The sequence below is a fragment of the Streptomyces sp. NBC_01546 genome (genome assembly GCF_045208355.1).
Classification (GTDB): Bacteria; Actinomycetota; Actinomycetes; order Streptomycetales; family Streptomycetaceae; genus Streptomyces.
Window position 1 is genome coordinate 587764 of the sequence record NZ_CP109379.1, and the last position, 24605, is coordinate 612368.

Annotated in this window: 24 protein-coding genes and 1 pseudogene; 15 read left to right on the forward strand and 10 right to left on the reverse strand. The window is 72.5% G+C overall.

All coding sequences use genetic code 11. The features are described 5' to 3' along the window. Positions 1–106 precede the first annotated feature (106 nt). Both OHA89_RS03100 and OHA89_RS03105 read left to right on the forward strand, forming a co-directional pair. Positions 107–262, forward strand: coding sequence for a hypothetical protein (locus tag OHA89_RS03100; RefSeq protein ID WP_266612674.1), 156 nt, complete (start codon positions 107–109; stop codon positions 260–262). A gap of 148 nt (positions 263–410) precedes the next feature. Then, positions 411–1061, forward strand: a complete 651-nt coding sequence (locus tag OHA89_RS03105) for a class I SAM-dependent methyltransferase (RefSeq protein ID WP_406365131.1) — start codon at positions 411–413, stop codon at positions 1059–1061. On the opposite strand, the gene OHA89_RS03110 is transcribed toward OHA89_RS03105, so the two are convergent. Next, a complete protein-coding gene (locus tag OHA89_RS03110; RefSeq protein WP_406365132.1) occupies positions 1028–1924 on the reverse strand; it encodes a class I SAM-dependent methyltransferase in 897 nt (298 codons plus the stop codon). The two genes, OHA89_RS03105 and OHA89_RS03110, sit on opposite strands and share 34 nt — an antisense overlap. Before the next feature lie 116 nt (positions 1925–2040). Between OHA89_RS03110 and OHA89_RS03115 the strand changes: the two genes are divergently transcribed. Beyond that, on the forward strand, positions 2041–2649 hold the full coding sequence (locus tag OHA89_RS03115) for a TetR/AcrR family transcriptional regulator (protein WP_406365134.1): 609 nt from the start codon (positions 2041–2043) through the stop codon (positions 2647–2649). Between the two features lie 28 nt (positions 2650–2677). Here OHA89_RS03115 and OHA89_RS03120 read toward each other — a convergent pair whose 3' ends face one another. Beyond that, a complete protein-coding gene (locus OHA89_RS03120; protein ID WP_406365136.1) occupies positions 2678–4216 on the reverse strand; it encodes an alpha/beta hydrolase in 1539 nt (512 codons plus the stop codon). 225 nt (positions 4217–4441) lie between these two features. Continuing rightward, positions 4442–6058 carry a phospholipase D family protein gene (locus OHA89_RS03125; protein ID WP_266612684.1) on the reverse strand — a complete coding sequence of 539 codons (1617 nt, stop codon included), beginning with the start codon at positions 6056–6058 and terminating at the stop codon, positions 4442–4444. A 186-nt stretch (positions 6059–6244) separates the two neighbouring features. On the opposite strand from OHA89_RS03125, the gene OHA89_RS03130 reads away from it, so the two are divergent. After that, entirely contained in the window at positions 6245–6781 is a 537-nt protein-coding gene (locus OHA89_RS03130; protein ID WP_257552678.1) for a hypothetical protein, read from the forward strand. A 45-nt stretch (positions 6782–6826) separates the two neighbouring features. Next, on the forward strand, positions 6827–7318 hold the full coding sequence (locus OHA89_RS03135) for a hypothetical protein (protein ID WP_266612685.1): 492 nt from the start codon (positions 6827–6829) through the stop codon (positions 7316–7318). 62 nt (positions 7319–7380) lie between these two features. On the opposite strand, the gene OHA89_RS03140 is transcribed toward OHA89_RS03135, so the two are convergent. Beyond that, positions 7381–7704, reverse strand: coding sequence for a hypothetical protein (locus OHA89_RS03140; protein ID WP_266612686.1), 324 nt, complete (start codon positions 7702–7704; stop codon positions 7381–7383). A 159-nt stretch (positions 7705–7863) separates the two neighbouring features. Then, positions 7864–8325: a right-handed parallel beta-helix repeat-containing protein gene (locus tag OHA89_RS03145; RefSeq protein ID WP_406365139.1), complete on the reverse strand. Its 462-nt coding sequence runs from the start codon at positions 8323–8325 to the stop codon at positions 7864–7866. 309 nt (positions 8326–8634) lie between these two features. Between OHA89_RS03145 and OHA89_RS03150 the strand changes: the two genes are divergently transcribed. After that, the gene (locus tag OHA89_RS03150; protein WP_406365141.1) at positions 8635–10143 is read left to right on the forward strand and encodes a glutamate synthase subunit beta; all 1509 of its coding nucleotides are present in this window, start codon (positions 8635–8637) and stop codon (positions 10141–10143) included. A gap of 67 nt (positions 10144–10210) precedes the next feature. On the opposite strand, the gene OHA89_RS03155 is transcribed toward OHA89_RS03150, so the two are convergent. Continuing rightward, a complete protein-coding gene (locus tag OHA89_RS03155; RefSeq protein WP_406365142.1) occupies positions 10211–10879 on the reverse strand; it encodes a DUF4232 domain-containing protein in 669 nt (222 codons plus the stop codon). 180 nt (positions 10880–11059) lie between these two features. Between OHA89_RS03155 and OHA89_RS03160 the strand changes: the two genes are divergently transcribed. The 3 genes and pseudogenes from OHA89_RS03160 to OHA89_RS03170 form a co-directional block, all read left to right on the forward strand. After that, the gene (locus OHA89_RS03160) at positions 11060–11905 is read left to right on the forward strand and encodes a DUF817 domain-containing protein (RefSeq protein WP_266612691.1); all 846 of its coding nucleotides are present in this window, start codon (positions 11060–11062) and stop codon (positions 11903–11905) included. Between the two features lie 9 nt (positions 11906–11914). Next, positions 11915–13099, forward strand: coding sequence for a glycosyltransferase (locus OHA89_RS03165; RefSeq protein ID WP_215141010.1), 1185 nt, complete (start codon positions 11915–11917; stop codon positions 13097–13099). Between the two features lie 243 nt (positions 13100–13342). Continuing rightward, positions 13343–13447: pseudogene (locus tag OHA89_RS03170) on the forward strand (alpha/beta hydrolase); the annotation flags it as partial. On the opposite strand, the gene OHA89_RS03175 reads toward OHA89_RS03170, so the two are convergent. Further along, on the reverse strand, positions 13438–14424 hold the full coding sequence (locus OHA89_RS03175) for a class I SAM-dependent methyltransferase (RefSeq protein ID WP_406365143.1): 987 nt from the start codon (positions 14422–14424) through the stop codon (positions 13438–13440). The pseudogene OHA89_RS03170 and the gene OHA89_RS03175 overlap by 10 nt on opposite strands. A 197-nt stretch (positions 14425–14621) precedes the next feature. Here OHA89_RS03175 and OHA89_RS03180 point away from each other — a divergent pair, with 197 nt between their 5' ends. Then, complete coding sequence (locus OHA89_RS03180) at positions 14622–15896, forward strand: glycosyltransferase (RefSeq protein WP_406365145.1); 1275 nt, start codon at positions 14622–14624, stop codon at positions 15894–15896. On the opposite strand, the gene OHA89_RS03185 is transcribed toward OHA89_RS03180, so the two are convergent. From OHA89_RS03185 to OHA89_RS03195, 3 genes are all read right to left on the reverse strand, one after another. Continuing rightward, positions 15851–16309, reverse strand: coding sequence for a GNAT family N-acetyltransferase (locus tag OHA89_RS03185; RefSeq protein WP_266615248.1), 459 nt, complete (start codon positions 16307–16309; stop codon positions 15851–15853). The two genes, OHA89_RS03180 and OHA89_RS03185, sit on opposite strands and share 46 nt — an antisense overlap. Before the next feature lie 84 nt (positions 16310–16393). Then, complete coding sequence (locus OHA89_RS03190) at positions 16394–17605, reverse strand: NAD(P)/FAD-dependent oxidoreductase (RefSeq protein ID WP_406365146.1); 1212 nt, start codon at positions 17603–17605, stop codon at positions 16394–16396. Further along, positions 17602–17922: a bifunctional 3-phenylpropionate/cinnamic acid dioxygenase ferredoxin subunit gene (locus tag OHA89_RS03195; protein WP_406365147.1), complete on the reverse strand. Its 321-nt coding sequence runs from the start codon at positions 17920–17922 to the stop codon at positions 17602–17604. Before OHA89_RS03195 ends, OHA89_RS03190 begins: the two co-directional genes overlap by 4 nt. Positions 17923–18100: 178 nt before the next feature. Here OHA89_RS03195 and OHA89_RS03200 point away from each other — a divergent pair, with 178 nt between their 5' ends. From OHA89_RS03200 to solA, 5 genes are all read left to right on the forward strand, one after another. Then, complete coding sequence (locus OHA89_RS03200) at positions 18101–18919, forward strand: IclR family transcriptional regulator (RefSeq protein WP_215141015.1); 819 nt, start codon at positions 18101–18103, stop codon at positions 18917–18919. Positions 18920–19167: 248 nt separating this feature from the next. Beyond that, a complete protein-coding gene (locus OHA89_RS03205) occupies positions 19168–20253 on the forward strand; it encodes an S-(hydroxymethyl)mycothiol dehydrogenase (RefSeq protein WP_257552689.1) in 1086 nt (361 codons plus the stop codon). Next, on the forward strand, positions 20250–20885 hold the full coding sequence (locus tag OHA89_RS03210; RefSeq protein WP_266612697.1) for an MBL fold metallo-hydrolase: 636 nt from the start codon (positions 20250–20252) through the stop codon (positions 20883–20885). Before OHA89_RS03205 ends, OHA89_RS03210 begins: the two co-directional genes overlap by 4 nt. Positions 20886–20918: 33 nt before the next feature. Further along, complete coding sequence (locus tag OHA89_RS03215) at positions 20919–23363, forward strand: FAD-dependent oxidoreductase (protein ID WP_406365149.1); 2445 nt, start codon at positions 20919–20921, stop codon at positions 23361–23363. A gap of 30 nt (positions 23364–23393) precedes the next feature. Beyond that, positions 23394–24605 (forward strand): N-methyl-L-tryptophan oxidase, encoded by a 1212-nt coding sequence (gene solA, locus OHA89_RS03220; protein ID WP_406365151.1) that lies wholly within the window; start codon positions 23394–23396, stop codon positions 24603–24605.

Below are 24605 nucleotides of genomic sequence, written 5' to 3' on the forward strand. Positions count from 1 at the left end.
GCGGCACTCCGCCGCCAGCGTGACCGCCCTGCGGCCCGTTCCTCTGAGACGGCGGCCGACACCCGTTCCCGTCCCCGCCCCCGTCGTCCCACCCGGAGGTGTCCCCATGTCCGCCCTCTCCACGATCGCCGTGGCACTCGGCGCCTGGTGCGCCGCCAGCGTCATCACCGCTGCGCTGTACACCGCCTTGCGCAGCCGCCAGATCCGACGGCAGCGGGCGGCGGCGTCCGCCTCACCGGCCGCCCGATGCGGGGCTGGGTGACGGACTTCTCCGCCCCGAGGACCCACACAGCGCCACCTGTACGCCACTTCCCCGTACCCGATCCGGACGGCGGACGGGTCTTCGTGCCGGCCTCCCTCAGCCTCTAGCCTGGGATCCGGCCTGGAACCGGAAATCGGAGGGACCTGCGGTGGACGATCGCGCGGTGGAGTCGGCGGCGGAAGTGTTCGACGGGATGGGGGCCGAATACGAGCGTGCCTTTCGCGACCTGCCCGGCCAGCTCGCCGCGCTCGACTGGCTCACGGCCCGACTGCCCGCCGGCGCCCGCGTCCTGGACGTCGGCAGCGGCACCGGGCGGCCGGTCGCCGAGACGCTCGTGCGGGCCGGGTACGAGGTCACCGGCATCGACGTGTCGGTGGCGATGGTCGAACTCGCCCGTGCCCAGGTGCCCGCCGCCCGCTTCGAGAGGCGGGACGTGCGCGACTACCGGGCTCCGGACGGCGGTTTCGACGCCGTCTGCGCCTTCTTCCCGCTGCTGGTGATGGGCCGCGACGAGGTCGGCGAGGCACTCCGCAGGATCACCGAATGCCTGGTACCGGGCGGCTACTTCGTGATGGCCACCGTGCCGGCCGACATCGCGGACGTGGAGATCGAATGGATGGGCCACCGCGTCCGGGTCTCCAGCTACTCCACCGCGGAGTACCTGCGCCGGCTCCGCGAGGACTGCGGCCTGGAGGTCCTGTACCACGCCACCTCCACCTTCCGGCCGGACAGTGATCTCGCCGAACCGGAGGACCACCTGTTCTGCTACGCCCGCCGCAGCGGCGCGCAGTCCGCCTGACGGGGCGTGTCCGTCTCGCCGCAGCTGCGGGCGGCGGTGACCAGCCAGGAGCCGCTGCGCAGCCACACCGCGCCGCCCTCCTCGTACGGGCGCAACGCGTCGGTCAGCGTCCGGCGGGCATGCTCCTGAACCTCGTGCCCGACCTGGCTCAGCAGGTGGCGGCCGGGCCCGGAGCCGAGGAGGAAGGCGGCCGCGTCCTCGGCGCTCCTCCCCCAGTTCCCGGCTGCTTCCACGCGCTGCGCCCGGGCGTCCTCGAAGCCGGCCTCGGCCAGCAGGGCGAGCGTGTGATCGGGGTCGGTGAGCGAGAACATGCCCGGGGCTCCGGGTGCGCCGAAGCCGTCGAGGGGCAGGATGCCGTCCAGTGAGGCCAGGGCCTTGAGCCATTCGTTGGTCTCGGCTTCGGCAGCGCAGATGAACGCGAGTCGGCCGCCGGGGCGCAGTGCACCACCGATGTTGGCGAAAGCGGCGACGGGGTCGACGAAGAAGGTCATGCCGTACCGGCTGACGGCCGCGTCGAAGTACCCGGGCTCGAACGGGTGGACCTGGGCGTCGCCTTGCACGAACGACGCGTTGTGCACGCCTTCGCGATCCGCGCTCGCGCGGGCCCTCTCCAGCATGGGGCCCGACAGGTCCACGCCGACGGCCCCGCCCCGATCTGCTCGCCGGGCGGCCAGGCGGGTGGTGCGGCCGGCCCCGCAGCCGATGTCGAGTACGCGGTCGAGCTCCCCGATGGCAGCGGCGGCGAGCAACGGCTCGTTGAAGCCGTCGTTGATGGCGTCCCACCGTTCCTGGCTGCCGGCCCACTGGGCGCCTTCGTAGCCGTTCCATGCCTGCGCCTGAGCGGTGTTGGCGACCTGATCCATGCGGCACATCCGTCCCCGCCGGAGACGCCGAGCGCCCCCGACCCTAGTATGGGCAAGTGCCCAAACAGTATGGGCGAACGCCCATACTCGCAATGGGCTTGGCGGAAGGGGCCGTTGTGTCACCTCGTGGAGTGGCGATTCCGGATCTGCGCGAGCGGCTGTTCGCGGCGGCGGAACGAGTGGTGACCCGCGACGGGGCGTCGGCCTTGACCAGCCGGGCGGTCACCACGGAGGCCGACTGCGGCAAAGGGGTCCTGCACACGCACTTCGCCGGCCTGGACGAATTCGTCGCGGAACTGGTCCTGGACCGGTTCGCGCGCAGCGCCCGCCAGGCCGAGGAGCTGGAGGCGCGGGTGGGGCAGGGCAGCGTCGCCGCCAACGTTCAGGAGGTTGCTCTCGCGCTGCTGGAATCCCTGCCCCCGGCGGTCGTGGGCCTGGCCATGACCCGCCCCGCGGCCACGTTGCACACCCGGGAGGGCCTTCGGTCCGGTGCGCCGGCCTTCGACGCGATCCAAGGCTCGTTCACCGGCTATCTCCAGGCCGAGCAACGCGGCGGCCGGATCGCGGAGGGCGCCGACACGGCCACGATCGCGCTCGCACTCGTCGGCACCCTCCACCACCTGCTGATGACGCGCGTTCCCGGCGAGAGCGAGGACGCGAAGCGGACCACCGAATGCCTGGTCGCCGTGCTGCTCGACGCCGCTCAGCAGCCTCCTGCTGCCTGACTCCGGGACCTGCCTGACTCCTGAAGGCTCAGGTGCACGTGGCGTTCTCGGGCGGGAGGGTCTTCGTGGTCAGGAACCGCTCGACGTGCTCGTGGACGCAAGCACTCGAGGTGAGGTACGCGCCGTGGCCTTCGCCCTCGTACGTCAGGACGCGGCTGTGGTTACCGAGGGCCGCGGCCATGTGGGCGGCGCCTTCGTAGGGCGTGGCGGGGTCGCCGCGGGTGGCCACCAAAAGGGCGGGAGGTGCGCTCGCGGCGTCCACCGGGAGGGTGCGCGTGTCGCCGGTGACGGGCCATCCCGTGCATTGGAGCATGCCGGCGGCCAGGCTCTTGCCGAAGACAGGGGAAGCCTTGACGGCCTGGGAGACGGTGTCGACGTAGTCCTGGGCGGTCGGCCGGTCATTGGTGTCGCGGCAGGTGACCGCCCGCTGCGCGTCGCTCGCCTGCACGGGATCGTCCGCCGTGACAACCGTCCGGCCGATCCCGTTGCCGCTGCCGATCCCGTTGCCGGTCCGGCCGCCTGCGAGTTCGACCAGCGCGGAGCCGTCGTGCTCGACGGCCAGGCCCGTCAATGCGGTGCGCAGGTGAGGCCAGCCACCGGCCTGGTTGTAGAGGGACTCCTCCACTCCCCGAATGAACGCGCTCTGGTCGAGAAGACCCGCATCCGTCGTCAAAGACTGTCGGTCAAGGGCGTTGAAGAGGGTCTCGACCTTCTTCTCTGCTGCGGCTCGTGTGGCGCCCAGGGGGCATTCGCGTGCGCCGCGGTGCACGCAGTCGGTGAGGAAGTTCTCCAGGGCTTTCTGGAAAGCCCTGCTGTTGGCCAGCGCGATGCCCCGGGCATCGAGGGTGGGGTCGTCGACGCCGTCCAGGACGAGCCGGCCCGCCTTGCCGGGGAACTGGTGGAGGTAGGCGGCACCGAGTTTCGTACCGTAGGAGAAGCCGAGGTAGCTGAGCGAATCGTCGCCGAGCGCGGCTCGGATGACGTCCAGGTCGCGTGCGGAATCCGCGGTTCCCACCCATGGCAGCACAGCGAGCGCGTCCTTGTTCTTACAGCGGGCGTTGTGCGCACGCTGGGCGTCGGCGACCTGTACCGCTTCAGCCCTCGTGTCGGGTGTCTGATCTACGGGCGCACCGGCGTCGAGCGGAGGCTCGCACAAGACCGGGTCGCTGCCTCGGACGCCTCGCGGGTCGTGGGCGACCAGGTCGTAGCGGGTGTTCAGCCGGGAGAACGATTCGGCGAGGCTGTTCAGCGCCGTGACGCCCGACTGCCCGGGACCCCCGAAGTTCAGCACCAGGGAGCCGAGTCGGTGTTTCGGGTCGGTGGCCTTGAGCCGCAGCATGGCGATCGTCGCGGTCCCGGCGCTGCCGTTGGGGTGTGCGTAGTCGCGGGGCACTTCCACCCGGCCGCATTCGGAGCGCGCCGCATGCCCGGGGACGAAGACGTCGCCCCGCTCCACGACCAGGAGCTGGGCCATCTCATCGGCGCAGTCCTCCCACTCGATCCGCTGCGCGTAGAACCGCGCCAGATCGGGTCGGCCCGGTGGCGCGGCTGCCTGTGCGGCGGGCATCGCCACGAGGACACCACTGAGCAGCGCCCCGACCGCGCAGAGGCGGACGACTCGCCGCTTCCAGGTGCCTGCGCGTGTGCCGGTGCCTGTGCCACGTAGAGCGCACACCCCCTCACCGTACGACCGGCGCACCCGCACCGCATGCGCGGCCGGGCCGCGACGCCACCTCAGCCGGCAGCGCCACCGAGCCCGGCCGGCAGCGGAACGTCGATGTCGCCGGCGCTTTCAGAACGCGTTGCGGCGCCGCAGTCCCAGCGGACGTCCGTCCGGGTCGACCAGGACGTGGTGCAGCGGAGTCGCGAGCACCCTCTTCGCCCTGGGCAGCTCCGGCGGAACGTACCGGCGCAGACGGCCTGGCGGCCGTGGACCGCGGCAGCCGCCCTCGTGCCAGGCGTCCAGGGCGTCGGCGGCCTCGCCGAAGGCGTCGAACGCGGTCATCGGGTCGCACAGCGCGTCCTGCGCCCCCGGCCCTGCCCCGTCCTGTGCGTCCAGGTGCTCGCGCATGAGCTCCAGGCGCAGTTCGCGGGCGAAGACGCGCGCGCCGTCGCCGAGACCTCCCGGGTCGGCCGGACGCCGCGGGTCCGGGCTCTGGTCGAGCACGACACAGCTGAGTTCCGAATCATGCGTCCACGAACGGAGGTTGATGTTGTCGGAGCCGACGGAGGCCCACACGTCGTCGATCACGCACACCTTGGCGTGCACGTAGACCGGGGTACCGGCAGGGTTCTCCAAGCCGTACACCGCCACGCGGTCGCCGCCGGCGCGGCGCAGTTCGTCCAGGGCCGTGATCCGCCCGATCAGATTCATCGGAAGCGTGAGCCGGCCGTCCTGCTCCGGGACCGAGGGGATGACGCCGATCAGTCGCAGCTGTCGATGCGTGCTCAGCGCCCGGGCGAAGCAGTCCACGACCCGGGGCGACCACAGGTACTGGTCCTCGAGGTAGATCAGCGCCCGGGCCCTCCGCAGCGCTTTGAGGTAACCCCGTGCGATGCTGCGCTCGCCGTCGGGTGCGAAGGGGTAGCCGTACAGCAGACGGTTCGGATAGGTCCGCAGCACCTGCACGGTGTGCGTACCGGCGGGCGCCGGGTCGGCTTCCTGCGGCGGCAGGCTGTCCGCGCTGGTGTCCTCCCGGTGCACCAGCTCCCGCAGGCGGGTGAGGGGGCTGCGGCTGAGCGGCGCCGGGTCCTGCCAGCGTTCGCGGAAGACGGCCTCGACGTCACCGACGGCCGGGCCGCGGACGGCGAGCTGAACGTCGTGCCACGGCGGGTGCGGCCCGTACGCGGAGGCCATGGGCAGCGACTGGCGGTCGCCACGGTGGGTCGCGTCGTCGTTGCGGTTGTGGCAGAGGTCGATGCCGCCGACGTACGCGACGTCCAGGTCCGGGCGGCCGGGGTGGCGCAGCACCACCAGCTTCTGGTGGTGTGAACCGCCGGGCCGCACCCGCAGGTCGAGCAGGCACTCGCCGCCGGCCTCCTCGATCTCCTCGCCGAGGCGGCGGTTCTCCGCTTCGCTGAACTGGAGGCTGTCCAGGTGCGAGCGCCACAGCAGCCCCTTGACGATGACACCGCGCTCCGCCGCCCGGCACAGGACGCCACCGATTTCGGTGCCGGGTCCGTCGAGCCGCTCGTCGGGGTCGCCGCGCCAGTCGGTGAACAGGAGCAGGTCGCCCGCGCGCATCGCGCGGATCCCCGCCAGAAGCTCCGCGAAGTACGTGGCGCCGTGGACCAGGGCACGTGTCCGGTTTCCCTCGGACCAAGCCGTCCCGTCCGGGTGGCGCTCGTCCAGGCGCGTCGCGGTGTTGCCCCGTTCACCTGCTGTCAGGAGCCAGTCTGCGCGCGTCACGGCATCGGTCCTCCGGCTGGCGCCTACCCACCGCATGCCTCCTCACTCGCCTCGGCGTACGGCGGCCGCCGGGGAGGAGGTCGCGCGGTTGTCAGCCGTGCCGATCCTTGTTTGAGCGGACGGGATCAGGGCAGGCGCCGTTGCGTCGAACACCGGAACAATGGAGACGGCCCTGCGGAGGATTCGATGTCCACCAGCACACTTCTTGCCGTCCTGATCCCGGTCGCCGTCGTACTGATCCTCGCCGCCCTCGCTGCGTGGATGTTCCGGCGGCGGCGCCGGCTGCAGGAGCGGTTCGGTCCGGAATACGACCGGACCGTGGAAGGCACGGGCAGCAAGCACGCCGCCGATGCCGAACTGCGGGACCGCGAGGTCCGGCACGACAACCTCGACATCAGGGAACTCCCCGCGGAGGAGCGGCACCGCTACTCCGACGCGTGGACCACCGTCCAGCAGCGCTTCGTCGACCGGCCGGAAGGCGCGGTCGCGCAGGCGGACGAGCTGGTCACCCGCCTGATGCGGGACCGCGGCTACCCCACCGAGGGGTACGAGCAGCAGCTGCGCGAACTGTCCGTCGAACACGGGCGGACCCTGGAGCACTACCGCGCGGCGCACGAGGTCAACATGCGCAGCAGCGGCGGGCAGGCAACCACGGAGGAGCTGCGCGGGGCCATGGTGCACTACCGCGCGCTCTTCGACGAACTGGTCGGGACGACGAGGTGACCCGAGATGCAGCGGGAAGAAGAACAGCGGGAAACGGAACAGAGCTTGACCACCGAGCAGCTGGCCCACCCCGGAGGCGGTGAGCCGCCGCCGCTGTACCCGGGTGAGGCCACCGCCGACGACAGCCGGGAGGAGGACCGCGACCAGATGCGGCAGGAGGCGGACACCACCGACGCGAAGGAGTCCGCCTACGAGGAGAGCCCGGCCGCCGAGGGGACGGCGGACGATTCGGCATCCGTCCCCGAAGGGTCCGCCCCCCGGGAGGAACCCGAGGCGCTGCTCCCCGAGCGGGAGTCCGAGGAATACCAGAAGACCTGGGGTGAGATCCAGGCCCGCTTCGTGGACGACCCGCGGGGTGCGGTGCGCGACGCCGACGGCCTGGTCGCCGAGGTCATGCAGACCCTCGCCGGAACCTTCGCCGACCACAAGAGGAATCTCGAGAGCCAGTGGCAGCAGGGCGAACAGGTGGCCACCGAGGACCTGCGGCTGGCCCTGCAGCGGTACCGGTCCTTCTTCGGCCGGCTGCTGCGGACCTGAGGGCGCGGGCTCTGCCCGGCCCACTGCGCCGGGCAGAGCTTCGCCACCCGGCTCGTCCCCCGTCAGTGGCTCACGGCCTGGGCTACCAGGAACCACAGCAACATCAGGCACGCCCAGCCCAGCAGCCCCAGCGAGCCCAGCGTGATCCCCGTGACGGACGCAGCACGCCCGGACGGCCCGACCACACCTCCCCGCAGCGCGCGGACGCCGGACACGACGGCGGCGACGCCGAGAGGCAGAGCGAGGAGGACGAGGTACGGCAGGATCGGCAGGCTCCCGAGCACCAGGACGGCGCCGGCGCCCAGCGCGAGTGACGTCATCCCGGTCCGGTGCCCCTCCGGCGCGATGTCGAGACGGTCGGTAGCGGTCAGCTGATCAAGGCTCATGCCGCTCACCCTAGGCCGGGCGCCGGGCGCCGGGCATGGGCTCGGCTACTCAGCCGGCCCTGAGTACCCCGCCGCGCGAGCGTCAGCCCTGGTCCGCGCCCAGGTTGCGCCGCTCGCCGATCCGGTTCCCGAAGAAGTCGCGTGTGACGCCGTCGCCGGTCACCGTGCCGGCGCCGCGGGCGTCCCGTGACCGCCGGTGACCTCGTTGTACTGGTAGAGCACCTCGTCCGAATTCCAGGCCCAGATACCGGCGTTGTAGCCGACGGAACGCATGTTGAAGCCGTCGACGCGGTTGTGCTCGACGAGGGCGCCCTTCGCGGCCTGCACGACGATGCCGTCTCCGCCCGCGTCCTGGACCGTGTTGCGCCGGACGACGAGGCCGGTCTGCGGCTGCCAGCTCGCGCCGGGGCCGTTCGGGTGTTCGGCGCGGCGGCCCCGGGTGGACGAGGTGGCGATGCCGGTGCGGTCCACGTGCCGCACCGTGGAGTCCTCGACCCGCGGGGAGTCGAAGCGGGCGGGCACGGCCGAGCCGCGGACGGCGAACAGGATGCCGCCGCTGGGGTCGGGGTCCTTGAAGTCCGCGCCGTTGACGTCGTGGACGTCGACCCCGCTGACCTCCACGCGTCGCCGCGCGCGGTGCCGGAGGCGTTGTCGTCGCCGCCCTGGCAGTCGACGAAGTACGTGGTTCCCGAGGTGGCGCCGTGGGCCGATGCCACCGAAGCCGCCCGGCCGCCGTAGCGGGGAGTAGTGAGACGGTCACGGCAATGGCGCCGGCAAGGACGGCTGAGCGGCTCGGGGAGAGGGACACGTGCGACTCCGATCGGTCCGCGCCGCCCCTGGGTGCTTCCGCACAGACGGCGTAATCTGGTCAGACCGTCGCATGTATCCCATACGGTGCGTGCCGTATGCGCCGATCCAGGGAGGCGGCGCGTGACCGATCCCTTCGGCTTCCTCAAGATCCCCCGCAAGCCCGTCCCGGCCCGTCCCGTGGAGGAGCGGCTCGGCGACTGGCGCGAGGTCCACGCGGGGCAGGCGCTGCTCCCGCTCGTCTCCGAGCAGGCCGACCGCTGCATGGACTGCGGCATCCCGTTCTGCCACACAGGCTGCCCCCTGGGGAACCTCATACCCGAGTGGAACGCGTACGCGGCCCACGGCGACTGGCGCGCCGCGTACGACCGGCTGCACGCGACCAACAACTTCCCCGAGGTCACCGGCCGGCTCTGCCCGGCCCCCTGCGAGGACGCCTGCGTCCTGACGATCAACGCAGATCCGGTGACCATCAAGAACGTCGAGCAGGCGATCGCGGACGAGGGCCTGCGACGCGGCTACATGGTGCCGCGGCCGCCGGAGCGGCACAGCGGCAGGACCGTGGCCGTCATCGGCTCCGGACCGGCCGGACTGGCCGCGGCGCAGCAGCTGACCCGGGCCGGCCACGGCGTCACCGTCCACGAACGGGCCGACCGGGTCGGCGGCCTGCTGCGCTACGGCATCCCCGAGTTCAAGATGGAGAAGGCGCACCTGGACCGCCGGATCGAGCAGATGCGGGCCGAGGGCACCACGTTCGTGACGGGAGCGGACGTGGGCGGCGCGGTGGGCGCGGCCGAGCTCCGGAGCCGGTACGACGCGGTCGTCGTCGCGGTCGGGGCCGCGGAGCGCAAGGAGCTTCCGGTGCCGGGCCGCGAACTGCGCGGCATCCACCAGGCCATGGACTACCTGACCTTCGCCAACCGGGTCCGGGAGGGCGACTACGCCGTACCCCCTGTCACCGCCGATGCCAGGCACGTGGTGATCGTCGGCGGCGGCGACACGGGCTCGGACTGCCTCGGTACCGCCCTGCGGCAGGGCGCGCTCTCCGTGGTCCAGCTCGACATCAATCCGGAACCCGGCCCCGACCGGACGGACGGCGAGCCCTGGCCCGTGTACCCGAAGGTGTACCGGATCTCCCACGCCCACGAGGAGGCCCGCGGGCGCGCGGGCACCGACCCCCGGCTGTTCGCCTGCGCCACCCTGCGCTTCGAGGGGGACGCCTCGGGCCGGGTACGGGCGCTGCACCTGACCGCCGTCGAACCCCCGGCCCGTACGCCCCTCACCGGCACCGAGCGCGTGATCCCGGCCGGACTGGTGCTGCTGGCCCTGGGCTTCTCCGGCCCCGAGCGGGCGGGCGGCCTGCGCGAGCAGCTGGGGCTGGAGCTCGACGGCCGCGGCAACTTCGCCCGCGCCGCGGACTTCACGGCGACCGGCGGGCGGGCGCCCGGAGTGTTCGTCGCGGGGGACGCCGGCCGGGGCCAGTCGCTGGTGGTGTGGGCCATCGCCGAGGGCCGGGCGGCGGCCGCCGCGGTGGACCGCTACCTGACCGGATCCACCTCCCTCCCCGCCCCCGTCGCCGCCCACGACCGGCCCATGACGGCGCTGGGACGTTTCCGCTACGGGGGCGACTAGGACGTGTCCGGGACGACTAGGACGTGTCCGGACACGTCCCAGCCGCTCGTCCTGGCCGTGGCCGTCGTCAGGAGGGTTTGGTCGGCGAGAAGGCGGTGACGGTCGCCTTGTTGTCGCATTCGGCGAAGACGCCGTCGTCCATGGCGATCTGGTGCGAGCCCGCACCGGGCACGCCGAGGACGAGCGTGGGGAAGCTGGCGGGCGTGGCGCCGGATACGCAGTAGCCGTCGGCCTCGCCTTGGACGTTCACGAAGGTGAGCTTCGTCCAGGCTCGGGCGCCCGGGGCCAGGGACACCGTGGAGGCCGAACCGCTGTGGGTGATGGCGAGCGGGACGTTCTTGTCGGGCGAGCCGTTGCCGGCTCCGGCGACCGTCGGGAATCCGCTGAGCGTGCAGGGCTGCTTCGAGGTGTTGGTGACCGAGACGATGACGGCTCCCGTTCCCGTACCCGGCGGTCGGACATCGGCCTGGTGGGCGTCGGAGGCCTTGATCTGGTCGATCACGCAGGCCTTCGTACCGCCGCCCGTGGCGCCCCCGGCGGCGGAAGAGCCGGCGGGGGGCGTGGGCTTCGGCTTGGCCGACTCCGAGCCCGCGGGCGTCGTCGGCTTCGTCGGCGTCGTCGGCGTGGCGATCGCGCCGTCGCCGCCGGCCGGCGTGCAGCCGGCCATCAGGGTGGTGACCGCCACGGCCATCACCAGTGCTGCCGCGGTACGGCCGACGCCTGCTGTGTAGTGCATGAGCGCTCCCCGAGGTTCACGACCGGTACCACACCGGCACTCGCCGCTGAACACAGCATCGCGCCCCACTCGGGTTCCCCGGGGCACGACGCTGTGGCGGTTCCGTGACGCGACCAAGACGTACGTACGCGGGCGCACCCGCCCCCGAACCGCGCACACCCCGCGTGCGTCCTGAACGGCATGCCCGTCCCGAGAAGCGCCACCGTCCACCGGGTGGGCCACGCCCTCCGCCAACTGATCCACTTCGGCCTGCGCCAGGCTGCCAGCTGCGCGTTCGCCGTGGCCCTGCTCGCCGGGGTGGGCCTGTCCGGACTGCTCCCCGAACTGCCCGTGGCACGCTACGACCTGCTGTTCGGCTACGGGGTTCTGCTCAGCGTGGTCTTCCACGTGATCGGCTGGGAGCGCGGACGGGACCTCGTGGTGATCGCCGGTTGCCACCTGCTGGGCCTGGTCTTCGAGTACGTGAAGGTGTCCCTGGGCTCCTGGTCGTATCCGGAGCAGGCGGCGCTGAAGTTCGGCGGCGTCCCCCTCTACGGGGGCTTCCTCTACGCGGCGGTCGGCAGCTACATCTGCGCCGTGTGGCGGCTGCTCAGGCTGGAGCTGAGCGGGTACCGCCCGGCCGCGACCGCGGTGGCGGCCGGCGCACTGTACGTGAACTTCATCAGCCACCACTGGCTGCCGGATCTGCGCTGGCCGCTCGCCGCCCTGCTGGTCGCGGTCACCGCGTCCGCCCGGGTGCACTACACCGTGGGGAAGCACACCTACTGGATGCCGATGCCGGTGAGCTTCGTCCTGGTCGGCTTCTTCCTGTGGCTGGCGGAGAACATCGCCACCTACGCCGGCGCCTGGCGGTACCCGTACCAGCTGGACGGCTGGGAGCCGGTGTCTCTGCAGAAGTTCGGCGCGTGGGCGCTGCTGGTCAGCGTCCTGTGCGTCCTCGGAGCCGCGGCGCTGCAACGGTCCGGGTCCCTCGTCGGCACGGCACGGCGCAGCCTCGCCTCGTGGCCCGGCCGGGGCAGCCAGTAGGGTGCGTGGGTGAACACTTCCTCCGCGCTCCCGCGTTCCTTCCGGCTGCTCGTGACGGGCGGAGGGACCGGCGGTCACACGTACCCCGCTCTGACGGCCGTCCGCACTCTGCAGGGCCGCCTCGCGGCCGCGGGTGGCACGCTCGACGTCCTGTGGATCGGGACCGCCGACGGTCTGGAGGCGCGCGTGGCGCCAGCGGAGGGCATCGCGTTCAAGACGGTCGCCACGGGGAAGATCCGCCGCTCGGCGAACCCCCTGAAGATGCTGTCCGCGGCGAACGTGAAGGACATGGCGCGCGTGCCGCTCGGTGTGGCCCAGGCCCGGACCATCGTGTCCGAGTTCCAGCCGGACGTCGTCCTCGCGACGGGCGGGTACGTGGCGGTCCCGGCCGGGCTGGCGGCGCGACTGTGCCGGCGTCCGCTGGTGCTGCACGAGCAGACCGTTCGGCTGGGTCTGGCCAACCGGAAGCTGGCGAGTTCGGCCACCCGGATCGCGGTGTCCTCGGAGTCCTCGCTGGATCTGCTGCCGGCCGAGCTGCGTGAGCGCGCGGTCGTCACCGGCAACCCGGTCCGGCCGGAGGTCCTGGCCGGCCACGGCGACAAGGCGGTGTACGCGCTGAACCTGACGGGCTTCGACCGGCGCCTGCCGACGGTCTACGTCACCGGCGGCGCGCAGGGTGCCCAGCAGATCAACGGTGTCGTCCGGGACGTGCTGCCATGGCTGCTGGGTCACGCGAACGTGATCCACCAGTGCGGTCCGGCGAACGTGGACGAGCTGCGGGCGGCCGCCGCGGGTCTCGACCCGGTGCTGGCCGGCCGGTACCACCTGACCGGGTTCGTCGGGGCGGAGCTGCCCGACGTGCTGGCGCTGGCCGATGTCGTGGTGTCCCGGAGCGGGGCCGGCACGCTGGCCGAGCTGACCGCGCTGGGCAAGCCCGCCGTTTTCGTGCCGCTCGCCACCTCGGCCGGGAACGAGCAGGCGCACAATGCCAAGCATCTGGCCGATGCCGGGGCCGCCCTCGCGCTGCTCGGCGAGGTCACCCCCGAGACCCTGTGGAACGCCGTGGGTCCGCTGCTGACCGACCCCGCCCGGCGGGCGGCGATGGCGGAGCGGGCCCGGGCATACGGCCGGCCGGACGCCGCGGACAGGCTGGTGGACGTGCTCCTGTCCGCGGCGGCCGCACAGGCGTCCTGACGAGCCGTTCCGGTCAGGAACGGGGTGCGCCGGATGCGCCCCCCTTCGATCCCGAACTGAGTGCGGCGCTGGCGGCTCAGGGGGACGCGGCGAGGGAGCCGTTCACCCCGGAGAACCTTGCGGCCCGGCAGGCTCGGGATGCCGCGGCCCGGCCCAGGCCGACGGTCCGGGAGCTCCGGGCCGACGGCCGCTTCGAGGTGGATGAGCTGCGTGTGCCGGGCGCGTCGGGCGGGCAGGACGTCACGCGCCGCTCCGGCCCGTGCCACGGATCTGTCCAGGCTGCCCCCGGCCTATATCGAGGTCGGGTCGGCCGAGACCTTCAGGGACGAGGACGTGGCCTACGCCAACGCGACGCCCGTTCCCGCTGGCTGCGGCGCAGCCTCACACAGCCCGATCCGAGCAGCGGACCTGCCCGCTGAACACGTCACGGCGAAGCCGAATTCGCGATCACGGAGCGTCACGCAGTGGCCGTCGGCCCTGGACCGCCCAGGCGCGTGCGGTGAGTGCGATCGAGCCGTCCGGCCGCGTCGGCCCTGGACCGCCCAGGCGCGTGCGGTGAGTGCGATCGAGCCGTCCGGCCGCGTCGGCACGGCCTGGCGGAGCGTGTCGCGCAATCGGTCCCGGGCGGGTGGGACAAGCGCGGCGATGTAGCCGGGGGCGGGGCCCTGGCCGGCCAGGAACGGCTCCCACAGATCCGCGAAGCTCGCGAAGCTCGCGAAGACGGTGGGCACCACCAGCGGGGCGACAGTCACGTCGACGAGCCCCGCCCGCGTCCACAGCGATCGGAGCGGATCCGGACGGCACTGCGCGAACCGGCGGCCCTCGTCCAGCGCGGCAGCCGCGGGGTCCAGCGCGGTCGCGGCGTCCCAGAAGTGGCGCAGGAGCTCCATGCCCTCGGCGTAGTCCCACACGTACGCGGCGACTCGCCCGCCCGGCCTCACCGCCCGGCTCGCCTCGGCCACCGCCGCGTCCGGCTGCGGAAGGAAGTTGAGCGCCAGTCCGCTGACGGCGATGTCGACCCCTTCGTCGCGGACCGGCAGCGACAGCGCGTCGGCCACCACGAAGCACGCCGGCGCGGGACCAGCGGCACGAGCCGAGGCAACGAATCCGGCGGACCGGTCCAGCGCCACCACCGTCCTGGGCCGGCAGCGGGTGGTCACCGTCGCGGTCAACGCGCCGGTACCACACCCCACATCCAGCCAACGCAAGCCGTCGCCGCAGCTGAGCCAGGCCACGAACCGGTCCGCGACCGGTCGGCTCCACCGGCCCATGTACCGCTCATAGGCGTCCCCGGCCGCCCACACGTCGAACCGCTGCTCGTTCATGCCACCACGATCCCCGACCGGAACCGCACCTGCCGCAGACACGCGTGTGCCCCGGCGAGGCGCTGCGAAGTGTCCGCCGTACGCGGCCCGTGCTGCCGGTTTCGGCCTATCGCGCACCGGGGGGCTTGCGGCAGGACCGGGGTCATGCCGCAAGATCATCGAGCGAGGCCGGAACCCAGGGGAATGAGAGTCGCGAAATGCGCGTGTTGTTGTCGACGTACGGGTCGCGCGGGGACGTCGAACCGGTGGTGGGACTCGCCGTTCGGTTGCGGGCACTCGGCGCGGAGGTGCGGGTGTGCGCGCCGCCGGACGAGGAGTTCGCGGAGCTGCTGGCCGGTGTCGGCATACCACTGGTGCCGGCGGACCGGCCGGTGCGCGCGGTGGTGACCGGGGCGACGCCGCCGCCGGCGGGGGGCGTGCCCCAGCGCGCGGCCGAGATGATCGCCGCATACTTCGACGCGGTCGCCGCGGCGGCCGAGGGATGTGATGCGCTGGTGGCGACCGGCCTGTTCCCGGCCGTGGCCGGCACCCGGTCGGTGGCCGAGAAGCTGGGCATCCACTACGTGTACGCGGGGCTCCAGCCGACGATCCTGCCGTCACCGCACCACCCTCCGCATCCTTACCCGGGCCGGCCCTTGCCGGCGGACGTGACCGACAACCGGGTGCTGTGGGACCTGAACATCGAGTCCATGAACGCGCTGTTCGGCGCGGCGTTCAACACCCACCGGGCGTCGATCGGCCTGCCGCCGGTGGACAACGTCCGCGACCACGTCTTCACCGACCGGCCGTGGCTGGCGACGGACCCGACCCTGGGCCCGTGGCAGGAACCGGCCGACCTCGACGTCATACAGACCGGCGCGTGGCTCCTGCCGGACGAACGCCCGCTGCCGGCCGAGTTGATGGCGTTCCTGGACGCCGGCACACCACCGGTGTACGTGGGCTTCGGCAGCATGCCCATGCGCGCATCGAAGGACGTCGCACGGGTGGCCATCGAGGCGATCCGCGCACAGGGCCGCCGCGCGCTCGTCGCCCACGGCTGGGCCGACCTGGCCCTGATCGACGACCAGGAGGACTGCTTCGCCGTCGGCGAGGTCAACCAGCAGGCCCTGTTCGGCCGGGTGGCCGCCGTCGTACACCACGGCGGCGCGGGTACGACGACGACGGCCGCCCGGGCCGGTGCCCCTCAGGTGGTGGTACCCCAGATCGTGGACCAGCCGTACTGGGCCGGCCGGGTGGCCGACCTGGGCATCGGCACGGCACACGACGGTCCGGCTCCGACCACCGAGTCCCTGTCAGCCGCGCTCGGAACGGCCCTGGCCCCCGAGACCCGCGCACGCGCGACCGCCGTGGCCGACATGATCCGCACCGACGGGACGACGGTGGCCGCGAAGCTGCTGCTCGACGCGATCAGCCGAGAGAAGCAGCTTCACGTTCCGAGGGCGGCGGCCGCACCCGGCCGTCGCACCATGTAGATGTCGATCGGGTCCTGAACTTCCGTGGTGAACCCGTGGCGCTCGTACAGCCGCCGGGCGGCGCTGCCCTGCAGGACGTTCAGGCGGACGAACACCCCGTCGGCATCGGCCCGGTCCAGGAGCGTGCGCAGTACGGCCGAACCGAGCCCCCGGCCCTGGGCTTCCGGAGCGAGATAGAAATGCTCCAGCCACTGTCCGCCCTCGGCCGGGCGCACCGTGACGCAGCCCGCGAAGGCGCCATCGGCCACGATGACCGAGGTGTGCTGCGGGGAGAAGGAGTCCCGCAGCCGCCGGCGGACCCGATGCTCGTCGAACCGGCCCAACCGCTCCAGGTCCGGGCGCATCACCGTTGCCCGCAACTCCGCGATCGCCTCGACGTCCGCCGGCTCCGCGGAACGCAGCTCCCATTCCATGGGGCGGCCCGACTCGATGCCGGGCGCCGCCCGGTCGGGTCGTATGCCGTCCGCCCTCGCAGTCGTATCCATGGCCGGAGTATCTCAATGGCCTGCCGTGACGGGTGGCGGGGGCGGGGCGGGGCCAGGGCCGAGGTCAGGCGGCCGGGTGGCCGGGCGGGCGAGTTCGCGGCGGGCGCGCAGGAAGGGCTTGGGACGGTCGACGGCCAGCACCGCCGTCGTACGGCCCTGATGCTCGTACAGGCACAGGAAGCTCCCCTCGTCCGTGGAGCCTTCGACGACACGGACGGTGTCGCCTTCGTGCCGTTGCCCCGCGAACTGGATGCGTGAGCCGTACTGGTCCGACCAGAAGTAGGGCAACGGGCGGGCGCTGTCCACCGTCCGGCCTGCCAGCAGGTTGCGCACGGCGACGGCGGGCTGCTCGGTCGCGCTGGTCCAGTGCTCGGCGCGCAGCCCGCCGACCCGGGCGACGTCCCCGACCGCGACGACCTGCGGCAGCGCGGTGACGCAGCCGTCGTCGCAGAGCACGCCGTCGCCGAGCAGGAGGGCGGAGCCGGCGAGCCAGCCCGTGTTGGGTACGGCTCCGATGCCCACGACGACCAGGTCGGCGGGGAGCACCCGTCCGTCGGTCAGCTCCACGGCGGTGACGGCCCCCCGCCCGAGCAGCCGGGAGACGCCGGTGCCGGTGATGAGCTCCGCTCCGCCGCGCCGGTGCAGGGCGGCGCACACACCGGCCATCTCCGGTCCGAGCTGCGGGACCAGCGGCAGCGGCGCCGCCTCCACGACGGTGACGTCATGGCCGAGCGAGACGCAGGAGGACGCGGTCTCGGCGCCGATGAATCCGCCGCCGATCACGACGACCCGGCGGGCACCGCCGCTCAAGGCGTCTCGCAAGGCGCATGCGTCGTCGAGCGTACGGAGCGTGTGGACCCCCGCGAGTCCGGAGGTACCCGGCAGGCGGCGGGCGGAGGCGCCGGTGGCGATGACGAGTCCGTCGGTGCCGAGGGTCCTGCCGTTGTCCAGCAGCAGGGTTCGGCCACCCGCGTCGAACCCATGGGCGCGGGTCGCGAGCAGCCAATGCGCGGCGAGGTCGGTCTCCTCCTCCGCGTCGCAGAGGGCGAGTTGGTCCTCGTCCGCCCGGCCGGAGAGGAAGTCCTTGGACAGGGGCGGGCGGTCGTAGGGGCGGTGACGTTCCTCGCCCACGATCACCAGCCGGCCGTCGAAACCCTGGGCGCGCAGCTCGCGAGCGGCGTACAGGCCGGCGAGCGAGGCGCCGACGACGGTGACGGTTCTCATGCGGCGGTGTCCTCCTGGGCGGCCGGGCGGACGTGGATGACGCCGTCGGCGACGACCACTTCGTGGGTGCGGACGGGCCGACGGGCGGGCAGGCAGGTCGGCTGCCCGGTCCGGAGATCGAATGAGGCGGCGTGGAGCGGGCATTCGACCAGACAGCCTTCGAGCCATCCCTCGGACAGCGAGGCGTCCTGATGGCTGCAGGTGTCGTCGATGGCGTACAGCTCGCCGTCGGCGTTGAACACCGCGATGGGCGGTGTGGTGTCGATACGGACGGATTCGCCCGCAGGGAGGTCTTCAAGGCGGCAGACGGAAATCACGGGCCCCCCTCGTCCAGCGCTCATCGCCGGACTCTTCGATAGCATGAGGTTGCGTATGGCACATGATGGATCGCGATGCGCAACAGAATCCGGTCGGGCTGCCCACCGCGTCAAGGGCTTCCCGAGGATGTGTCCCAACCGTGTGCCCAACGGACCGGAAGATGGTGGGAGTTGAGCTATGACCGGCGACCAGGCAGTGGCTGAACAGAGCGGTGAGACACCGGCCCGAGCGCCCAAGGGGGCGGCAGGCGCGATCCAGTCGGTGGACCGCGCCGTGAGCGTGCTGGAGATCCTCGCCCGGCACGGCGAGGCCGGTGTCACCGACATCGCCGACGAGCTGGACGTGCACAAGTCCACGGCGTTCCGGCTGCTCGGCGTACTGGAGAACCGGGGCCTGGTCTCGCAGGCCCAGGACCGCGGCAAGTACTTCCTCGGCGCGGGCATCCTGCGCCTGGCGGGGGCAGCGGCCACCCGCCTGGACATCTCCCAGGAGGGCGCCCCGGTGTGCCGGGAACTCGCCGACGAGCTGGGCGAGACGGTGAACATCGCGGTCCTGGACGACGATGCCGCCGTCAACATCATGCAGGCGCGCGGCCCCGCCTCGGTCACCGCGCAGAACTGGCTGGGCCGGCGCACGCCCCTGCACGCCACCTCCAGCGGCAAGGTGCTCCTGGCTCATCTGCCGGTGACGCTGCGCGAAGGACTCCTGGCCCGGGCGCTGCCGCGGTTCACCGAGTACACGGTGACCAGCGCCGGCATGCTGCGGGCCGAGCTGGACGCGGCGCACGCGCAGGGCTTCGCGATCGTCGCGGAGGAGCTGGAGCTGGGCCTGAACGCGGTCGCCGCGCCGGTGCGCGCCCACGACGGCCGGGTGATCGGCGCGCTCAGCGTCTCGGGCCCGGCCTACCGCCTCGAGCGGGACCGGCTGCCGGAGCTCGCCGCCCGGACGGTCGTCGCGGCCGATCAGCTGTCGCGGCGGATGGGGCATGGCTTCTGAGCCATTTCGCGGAGCTGCGCCCCACGCGACGCGGGGCCGGGGTGACCCGGCCCCGCGTCGTCGTATGCGCGGGTGTGCGGGGTGGACGCGCGTGGAGCTCGTATCGCCGGCGTTTCCGTGCGCCCTCGGCGTCCTCCCGGATTTGCCAGTCCTCAACACCGGCCTCTTGACGGCAGGTTGTCGGCGTTCCCACTATGTTCCCCATCACGCAACCCTTCGTGCACTGCGCAACAGCCGAGGAGCCCATCGTGCCCCATGAGGTCCGTGCCGTCGTTGCCGTGAAGAAGGGGGCACCCGTCGAGGTGCAGACGATCGTCGTCCCCGATCCCGGCCCCGGCGAGGTTCTCGTCTCCGTCCAGGCCTGCGGTGTCTGCCATACGGATCTGCACTACCGGGAAGGCGCCGTCAACGACGACTTCCCCTTCCTGCTCGGCCACGAGGCCGCCGGCACGATCGAGTCCGTCGGGGACGGCGTCACCGACCTGGCACCGGGCGACTACGTGGTCCTCGCCTGGCGCGCCCCCTGCGGAAACTGCCGTTCCTGTCGCCGCGGCCGCCCCTGGTACTGCTTCGCCTCCCGCAACGCCGCACAGCCGATGACGCTCCTGGACGGCACGCCCCTCTCCCCCGCCCTCGGCATCGGCGCCTTCGCCGAGAAGACCCTGGTCGCCGCGGGCCAGGCCGTGAAGGTCGACCCGGCCGCCCCGCCCGAGGCCGCTGGGCTCATCGGCTGCGGAGTGATGGCCGGTTACGGCGCTGCGGTGAACACCGGAAAGGTCGGCCGGGGCGACACCGTCGCGGTCATCGGGTGCGGCGGCGTCGGGAACGCCGCGATCGCGGGCGCCTCGCTGGCCGGGGCGCGGCGGGTCATCGCCGTCGACATCGACGACCGCAAGCTCGACGCCGCGACCCGCTTCGGCGCGACCCACACGGTCAACTCCCTCGGTACGGAAGCCATCGAGGCCGTGCGCGGACTCACCGGCGGGTTCGGTGTGGACGTCGCCATCGACGCGGTGGGCCTGCCTGAGACCTACCGCCAGGCCTTCTACATGCGCGACCATGCGGGCGTGCTCGTGCAGGTCGGGGTGCCCGACCCGGACATGCGGATCGACCTGCCGCTCATCGACCTGTTCTCGCGCGGAGGCGCACTGCGGTCCTCCTGGTACGGGGACTGCCTGCCCAGCCGCGACTTCCCCGTCCTCATCGACCAGTACCTGTCGGGCGGACTCGACCTGAACGCCTTCGTCTCCGAGAAGATCGCGCTCGGCGAGGTCGAGCAGGCGTTCGCCAAGATGCAGCGGGGCGAGGTCCTGCGCTCGGTGGTGATGCTGTGACGGACCGGCAGACCGGCCGCGTGCGCGCCGAACGGGTCGTCACCTCGGGCACGTTCAGCCTCGACGGCGAGACCTTCGACGTCGACAACAACGTCTGGCTCATCGGCGACGACGAGGAGGTCCTCGTCGTCGACGCGGCCCACGACGCCCGTTCGATCCTGGCCGCCGTCGCCGGACGCCGGGTCACCGCCGTCGTGTGCACCCACGGCCACGACGACCACATCGGCGCGGCCGCGGCCCTGGCCGAGGCCACCGGAGCTCCCGTCCTGCTGCACCCCGCCGACCGCGAACCATGGGACCACGTCCACCCGTTGCGCGCTCCGGACGGCGAACTCTGCGACGGGCAGCGGCTGCTCGTCGCCGGTACAGAGGTGCGGGTCCTGCACACCCCCGGCCACACCTGGGGCAGCTGCAGTCTCCACGCGCCGTTCCTGGACGCCGTGTTCACCGGCGACACCCTCTTCCACGGCGGTCCGGGCGCGACCGGCCGCTCGTACTCCGACCGCCCGACGATCCTGGCTTCCGTACGGAGCCGCCTGCTCACGCTCCCCGGCGCGACCGTCGTCCACACCGGGCACGGCGAGGACACCACCATCGCCGCCGAGCGCGTCACCCTGTCGACCGTCCGCTAGGTCCCGCCATCCCCACCCGATGCAAGGAGGGGCATGTCCCACGCACCCGTACCCAGTCCCCGTGTCGTGGTCATCGGCGCCGGCATCGTCGGCTGCTCGCTCGCCGACGAGCTGACCGCCCGCGGCTGGACCGATGTCACGGTCCTCGAACAGGGCCCGCTCCCCGCCCCCGGCGGATCCACCTCCCACGCCCCGGGGCTCGTCTTCCAGACCAACCCCTCCAAGACGCTCACCGCGTTCGCCGCCTACACCGTCGAGAAGTTCAGCGCACTCGAAGTCGACGGCCTGCCCTGCTTCAACCCGGTGGGCGGCCTGGAACTGGCCACCACCGAGGAGCGGCTGGCCGACCTCCACCGCAGGGCCGGCTACGCCGCCTCCTGGGGCGTCCGCGGCGAGCTGATCTCCGCCGAGCGGTGCAAGGAGCTGTGGCCGCTGCTCGACGCGAGCAAGGTCCTCGGCGGCTTCTTCACCCCGGACGACGGCCTCGCCCGCGCCGTCCTCGCCTGCCGGGCCCAGCGGGAGCGCGCCGAGGGCCGCGGCGCCCGCTTCCTGGAGCGGCACACCGTCACCGGCATCGAGCGGGAGGACGGCCGGGTGACGGGTGTCGTCACCGACCGGGGTGTCTTCCCCGCCGACCACGTCGTGTCGGCGGCCGGCTTCTGGGGTCCGGTCGTCGGCCGGATGGCGGGGATCGACGTGCCGCTGCTGCCGCTCGCCCACCAGTACGCGAAGACCCGGCCGCTGCCGGAGCTCGCGGGTGTCAACGACCCGCGCACCGAGGCGTCCCGGCCGATCCTCCGCTTCCAGGACCGCGACCTCTACTTCCGGGAGCACACCGACAGGATCGGCATCGGCAGCTACGCCCACCGGCCGCTGCCCGTCGACCCGTTCACCGTCCCGGCCTACGACGAGGCGCCGGTCATGCCGTCCTCCTTCCCCTTCACCCCGGAGGACTTCGCGCCGAGCTGGGAGGACTGCCGGGAACTGCTGCCCGCACTCGCCGCGAGCGAGGTCGAGGAGGGGTTCAACGGAGTCTTCTCCTTCACGCCGGACGGGATGCCCCTGCTCGGCGAGACCCGCACGCTGCGCGGATTCTGGCTCGCCGAGGCCGTCTGGGTCACGCACTCGGCGGGGGTGGCCCGGGCCGTCGCGGAGTGGATGGTGGAGGGCCGGCCCCGGATCGACGTCCACGAGTGCGACCTGACCCGCTTCGAGGACGCCCAGCGCTCCCCCGCGTACGTCGCCGATCGCGGCGCCCGGCAGTTCATCGAGGTCTACGACGTCCTGCACCCGCTGCAGCCCATGGAGCAGCCGCGCCCCCTGCGGGTGAGCCCCTTCCACGCCCGCCAGCAGGAGCTCGGGGCGTACTTCCTGGAGGGCGGCGGCTGGGAGCGTCCGCACGGGTACGAGGCCAACGCCCCGCTCGCCGAGGGCCTCGACCTGCCCGAGCGGGACGCCTGGTCGGCCCGTCACTGGTCGCCGATCGCCGCCGCCGAGGCACGGGCGACCCGCGAGAAGGTCGCCCTGTACGACATGACCCCGCTGCGCAGGCTGGAGGTCACCGGGCCCGGCTCCCTGGCCTTCCTCCAGCGCATGACGACCAACAACCTCGCCAAGAAGCCCGGCGCGGTGACGTACACGCTGCTGCTCGACGAGACCGGCGGCATCCGTTCGGACCTCACCGTGGCCCGCCTCGCCCCCGACCGCTTCCAGATCGGCGCGAACAGCCGCGCCGACGAGGACTGGCTGCTGCGCCACGCCCCCGACGACGTGCGGATACGTGACATCACCTCCGGCACCTGCTGCATCGGGGTCTGGGGCCCGCTCGCCCGCGCGCTGGTGCAGCCGCTGACCCGGGACGACTTCTGCCACCGGGGCTTCGGCTACTTCCGCGCCCTGGAGACGTACCTCGGCCACGTACCGGTGACGGCGATGCGGCTGAGTTACGTCGGCGAGCTCGGCTGGGAGCTGTACACCACCGCCGACCTGGGGCTCCGGCTCTGGGACACGCTCTGGGAGGCCGGGCGGGAGCACGGCGTGATCGCCGCCGGCCGCTCCGCCTTCAACAGCCTGCGCCTGGAGAAGGGCTACCGCTCGTGGGGCCTGGACATGACCGACGAGCACACCCCGTACGAGGCCGGGCTCGGTTTCGCCGTACGGATGGACAAGGGCGACTTCCTCGGACGGGCCGCTCTGGAGAAGGCGGGCGAGCCGCGGCGCAAGCTCACCGCACTGCTGCTGGACGACCCGGCGGCCGTCGTCCTGGGCAAGGAACCGGTGTACGTGGGCGGTCTGCCGGCGGGGTACGTGACCAGCGCCTCCTACGGCTACACGCTGGGCCGCTGTGTCGCGTACGCCTGGCTGCCCCCGCTCACCGCCGGCACCCCGGTGCACATCGAGTACTTCGGCGAGAAGGTACCGGCGACCGTCGCCGACGAGCCGCTGTTCGACCCCGACATGAGCCGCATCCGCCGCTAGGGCCTGGAATCGTCCGAGGAGGACCCCGCTGTGTCACCCACCTATGACGTGATCGTCGTCGGCCTGGGCGGAATGGGCAGTGCCGCCGTCCACCACCTGTCCGCGCGCGGCGCGCGCGTGCTCGGCCTGGAGAAGTTCGGTCCGGTCCACAACCGCGGTTCGAGCCACGGCGGTTCGCGCATCACGCGGCAGTCGTACTTCGAGGACCCCGCGTACGTGCCGCTGCTGCTGCGCTCCTACGAGCTGTACGAGGCCCTGGAGCGCGACACCGGCCGGGACATCGCGACCCTGTGCGGCGGCGTGATGGTCGGCCGCCCCGATTCCCGTACGGTGTCCGGTTCGCTGCTCTCGGCCCGGCAGTGGGACCTGCCGCACGAGATGCTCGACGCGAAGGAGATCCGCCGCCGCTTCCCCACCCTCACCCCTGCCGAGGACGAGGTGGCGCTGTACGAGGCGCGGGCCGGGCTCCTGCGCCCGGAGAACACGGTCGCGGCCCACCTCCAACTGGCCACGCGGTCGGGCGCGGATCTGCACTTCGAGGAGCCGATGCTGCGCTGGGAGCCGTACCGCGACGGGGTTCGGGTCCACACCGCCGAGGACTCCTACACCGCGGGCCAGTTGGTGATCTGCCCGGGTGCGTGGGCACCGCAGCTGCTCACCGACCTGGGTGTGCCGTTCACCATCGAGCGGCAGGTCATGTACTGGTTCCAGCCCGACGGCGGCACCGGTCCCTTCCTCCCCGAGACCCATCCGATCTACATCTGGGAGGACGCGAACGACGTCCAGTGCTACGGCTTCCCCGCGATCGACGGTCCCGGCCTCGGCGCGAAGGTGGCGTTCTTCCGCAAGGGCACCGTCTGCACCCCGGACACCATCGACCGGACCGTGCACGAGGACGAGGTCGCGGCGATGGCGGAGCAGGTCTCCCGGCACATCCCGTCCCTGCCCGGACGGTTCCTGAAGGCCGCCACCTGCATGTACTCCAACACCCCCGACGAGCACTTCGTGATCGCGCGCCATCCAGCGCACCCCGGCTCGGTGACCGTGGCCTGCGGGTTCTCCGGCCACGGCTTCAAGTTCGTGCCCGTCGTCGGCGAGATCGTCGCCGACCTCGCGCTGAACGGCGCCACCGAGCACCCCATCGAGCTCTTCGACCCCCGCCGGCTGTCCGCGCCGGCCGCGACCGTGCCTGCGACCGCACCCGTGCCCGCACCCGCGCCCGCGCCCGCGCCTTCCGCCTGA

Bases quoted from the DNA above. Each gene is read 5' to 3' on its own strand.
- OHA89_RS03215 (WP_406365149.1), top strand. From the start codon at position 20,919: ATGTCCCACGCACCCGTACCCAGTCCCCGTGTCGTGGTCATCGGCGCC.
- OHA89_RS03180 (WP_406365145.1), top strand. From the start codon at position 14,622: ATGCGCGTGTTGTTGTCGACGTACGGGTCGCGCGGGGACGTCGAACCG.
- OHA89_RS03190 (WP_406365146.1), bottom strand. From the start codon at position 17,605: ATGAGAACCGTCACCGTCGTCGGCGCCTCGCTCGCCGGCCTGTACGCC.
- OHA89_RS03120 (WP_406365136.1), bottom strand. From the start codon at position 4,216: ATGCCCGCCGCACAGGCAGCCGCGCCACCGGGCCGACCCGATCTGGCG.
- OHA89_RS03100 (WP_266612674.1), top strand. From the start codon at position 107: ATGTCCGCCCTCTCCACGATCGCCGTGGCACTCGGCGCCTGGTGCGCC.
- OHA89_RS03140 (WP_266612686.1), bottom strand. From the start codon at position 7,704: ATGAGCCTTGATCAGCTGACCGCTACCGACCGTCTCGACATCGCGCCG.
- OHA89_RS03185 (WP_266615248.1), bottom strand. From the start codon at position 16,309: ATGGAATGGGAGCTGCGTTCCGCGGAGCCGGCGGACGTCGAGGCGATC.
- OHA89_RS03175 (WP_406365143.1), bottom strand. From the start codon at position 14,424: ATGAACGAGCAGCGGTTCGACGTGTGGGCGGCCGGGGACGCCTATGAG.
- OHA89_RS03110 (WP_406365132.1), bottom strand. From the start codon at position 1,924: ATGGATCAGGTCGCCAACACCGCTCAGGCGCAGGCATGGAACGGCTAC.
- OHA89_RS03130 (WP_257552678.1), top strand. From the start codon at position 6,245: ATGTCCACCAGCACACTTCTTGCCGTCCTGATCCCGGTCGCCGTCGTA.
- OHA89_RS03200 (WP_215141015.1), top strand. From the start codon at position 18,101: ATGACCGGCGACCAGGCAGTGGCTGAACAGAGCGGTGAGACACCGGCC.
- OHA89_RS03155 (WP_406365142.1), bottom strand. From the start codon at position 10,879: ATGCACTACACAGCAGGCGTCGGCCGTACCGCGGCAGCACTGGTGATG.
- OHA89_RS03160 (WP_266612691.1), top strand. From the start codon at position 11,060: ATGCCCGTCCCGAGAAGCGCCACCGTCCACCGGGTGGGCCACGCCCTC.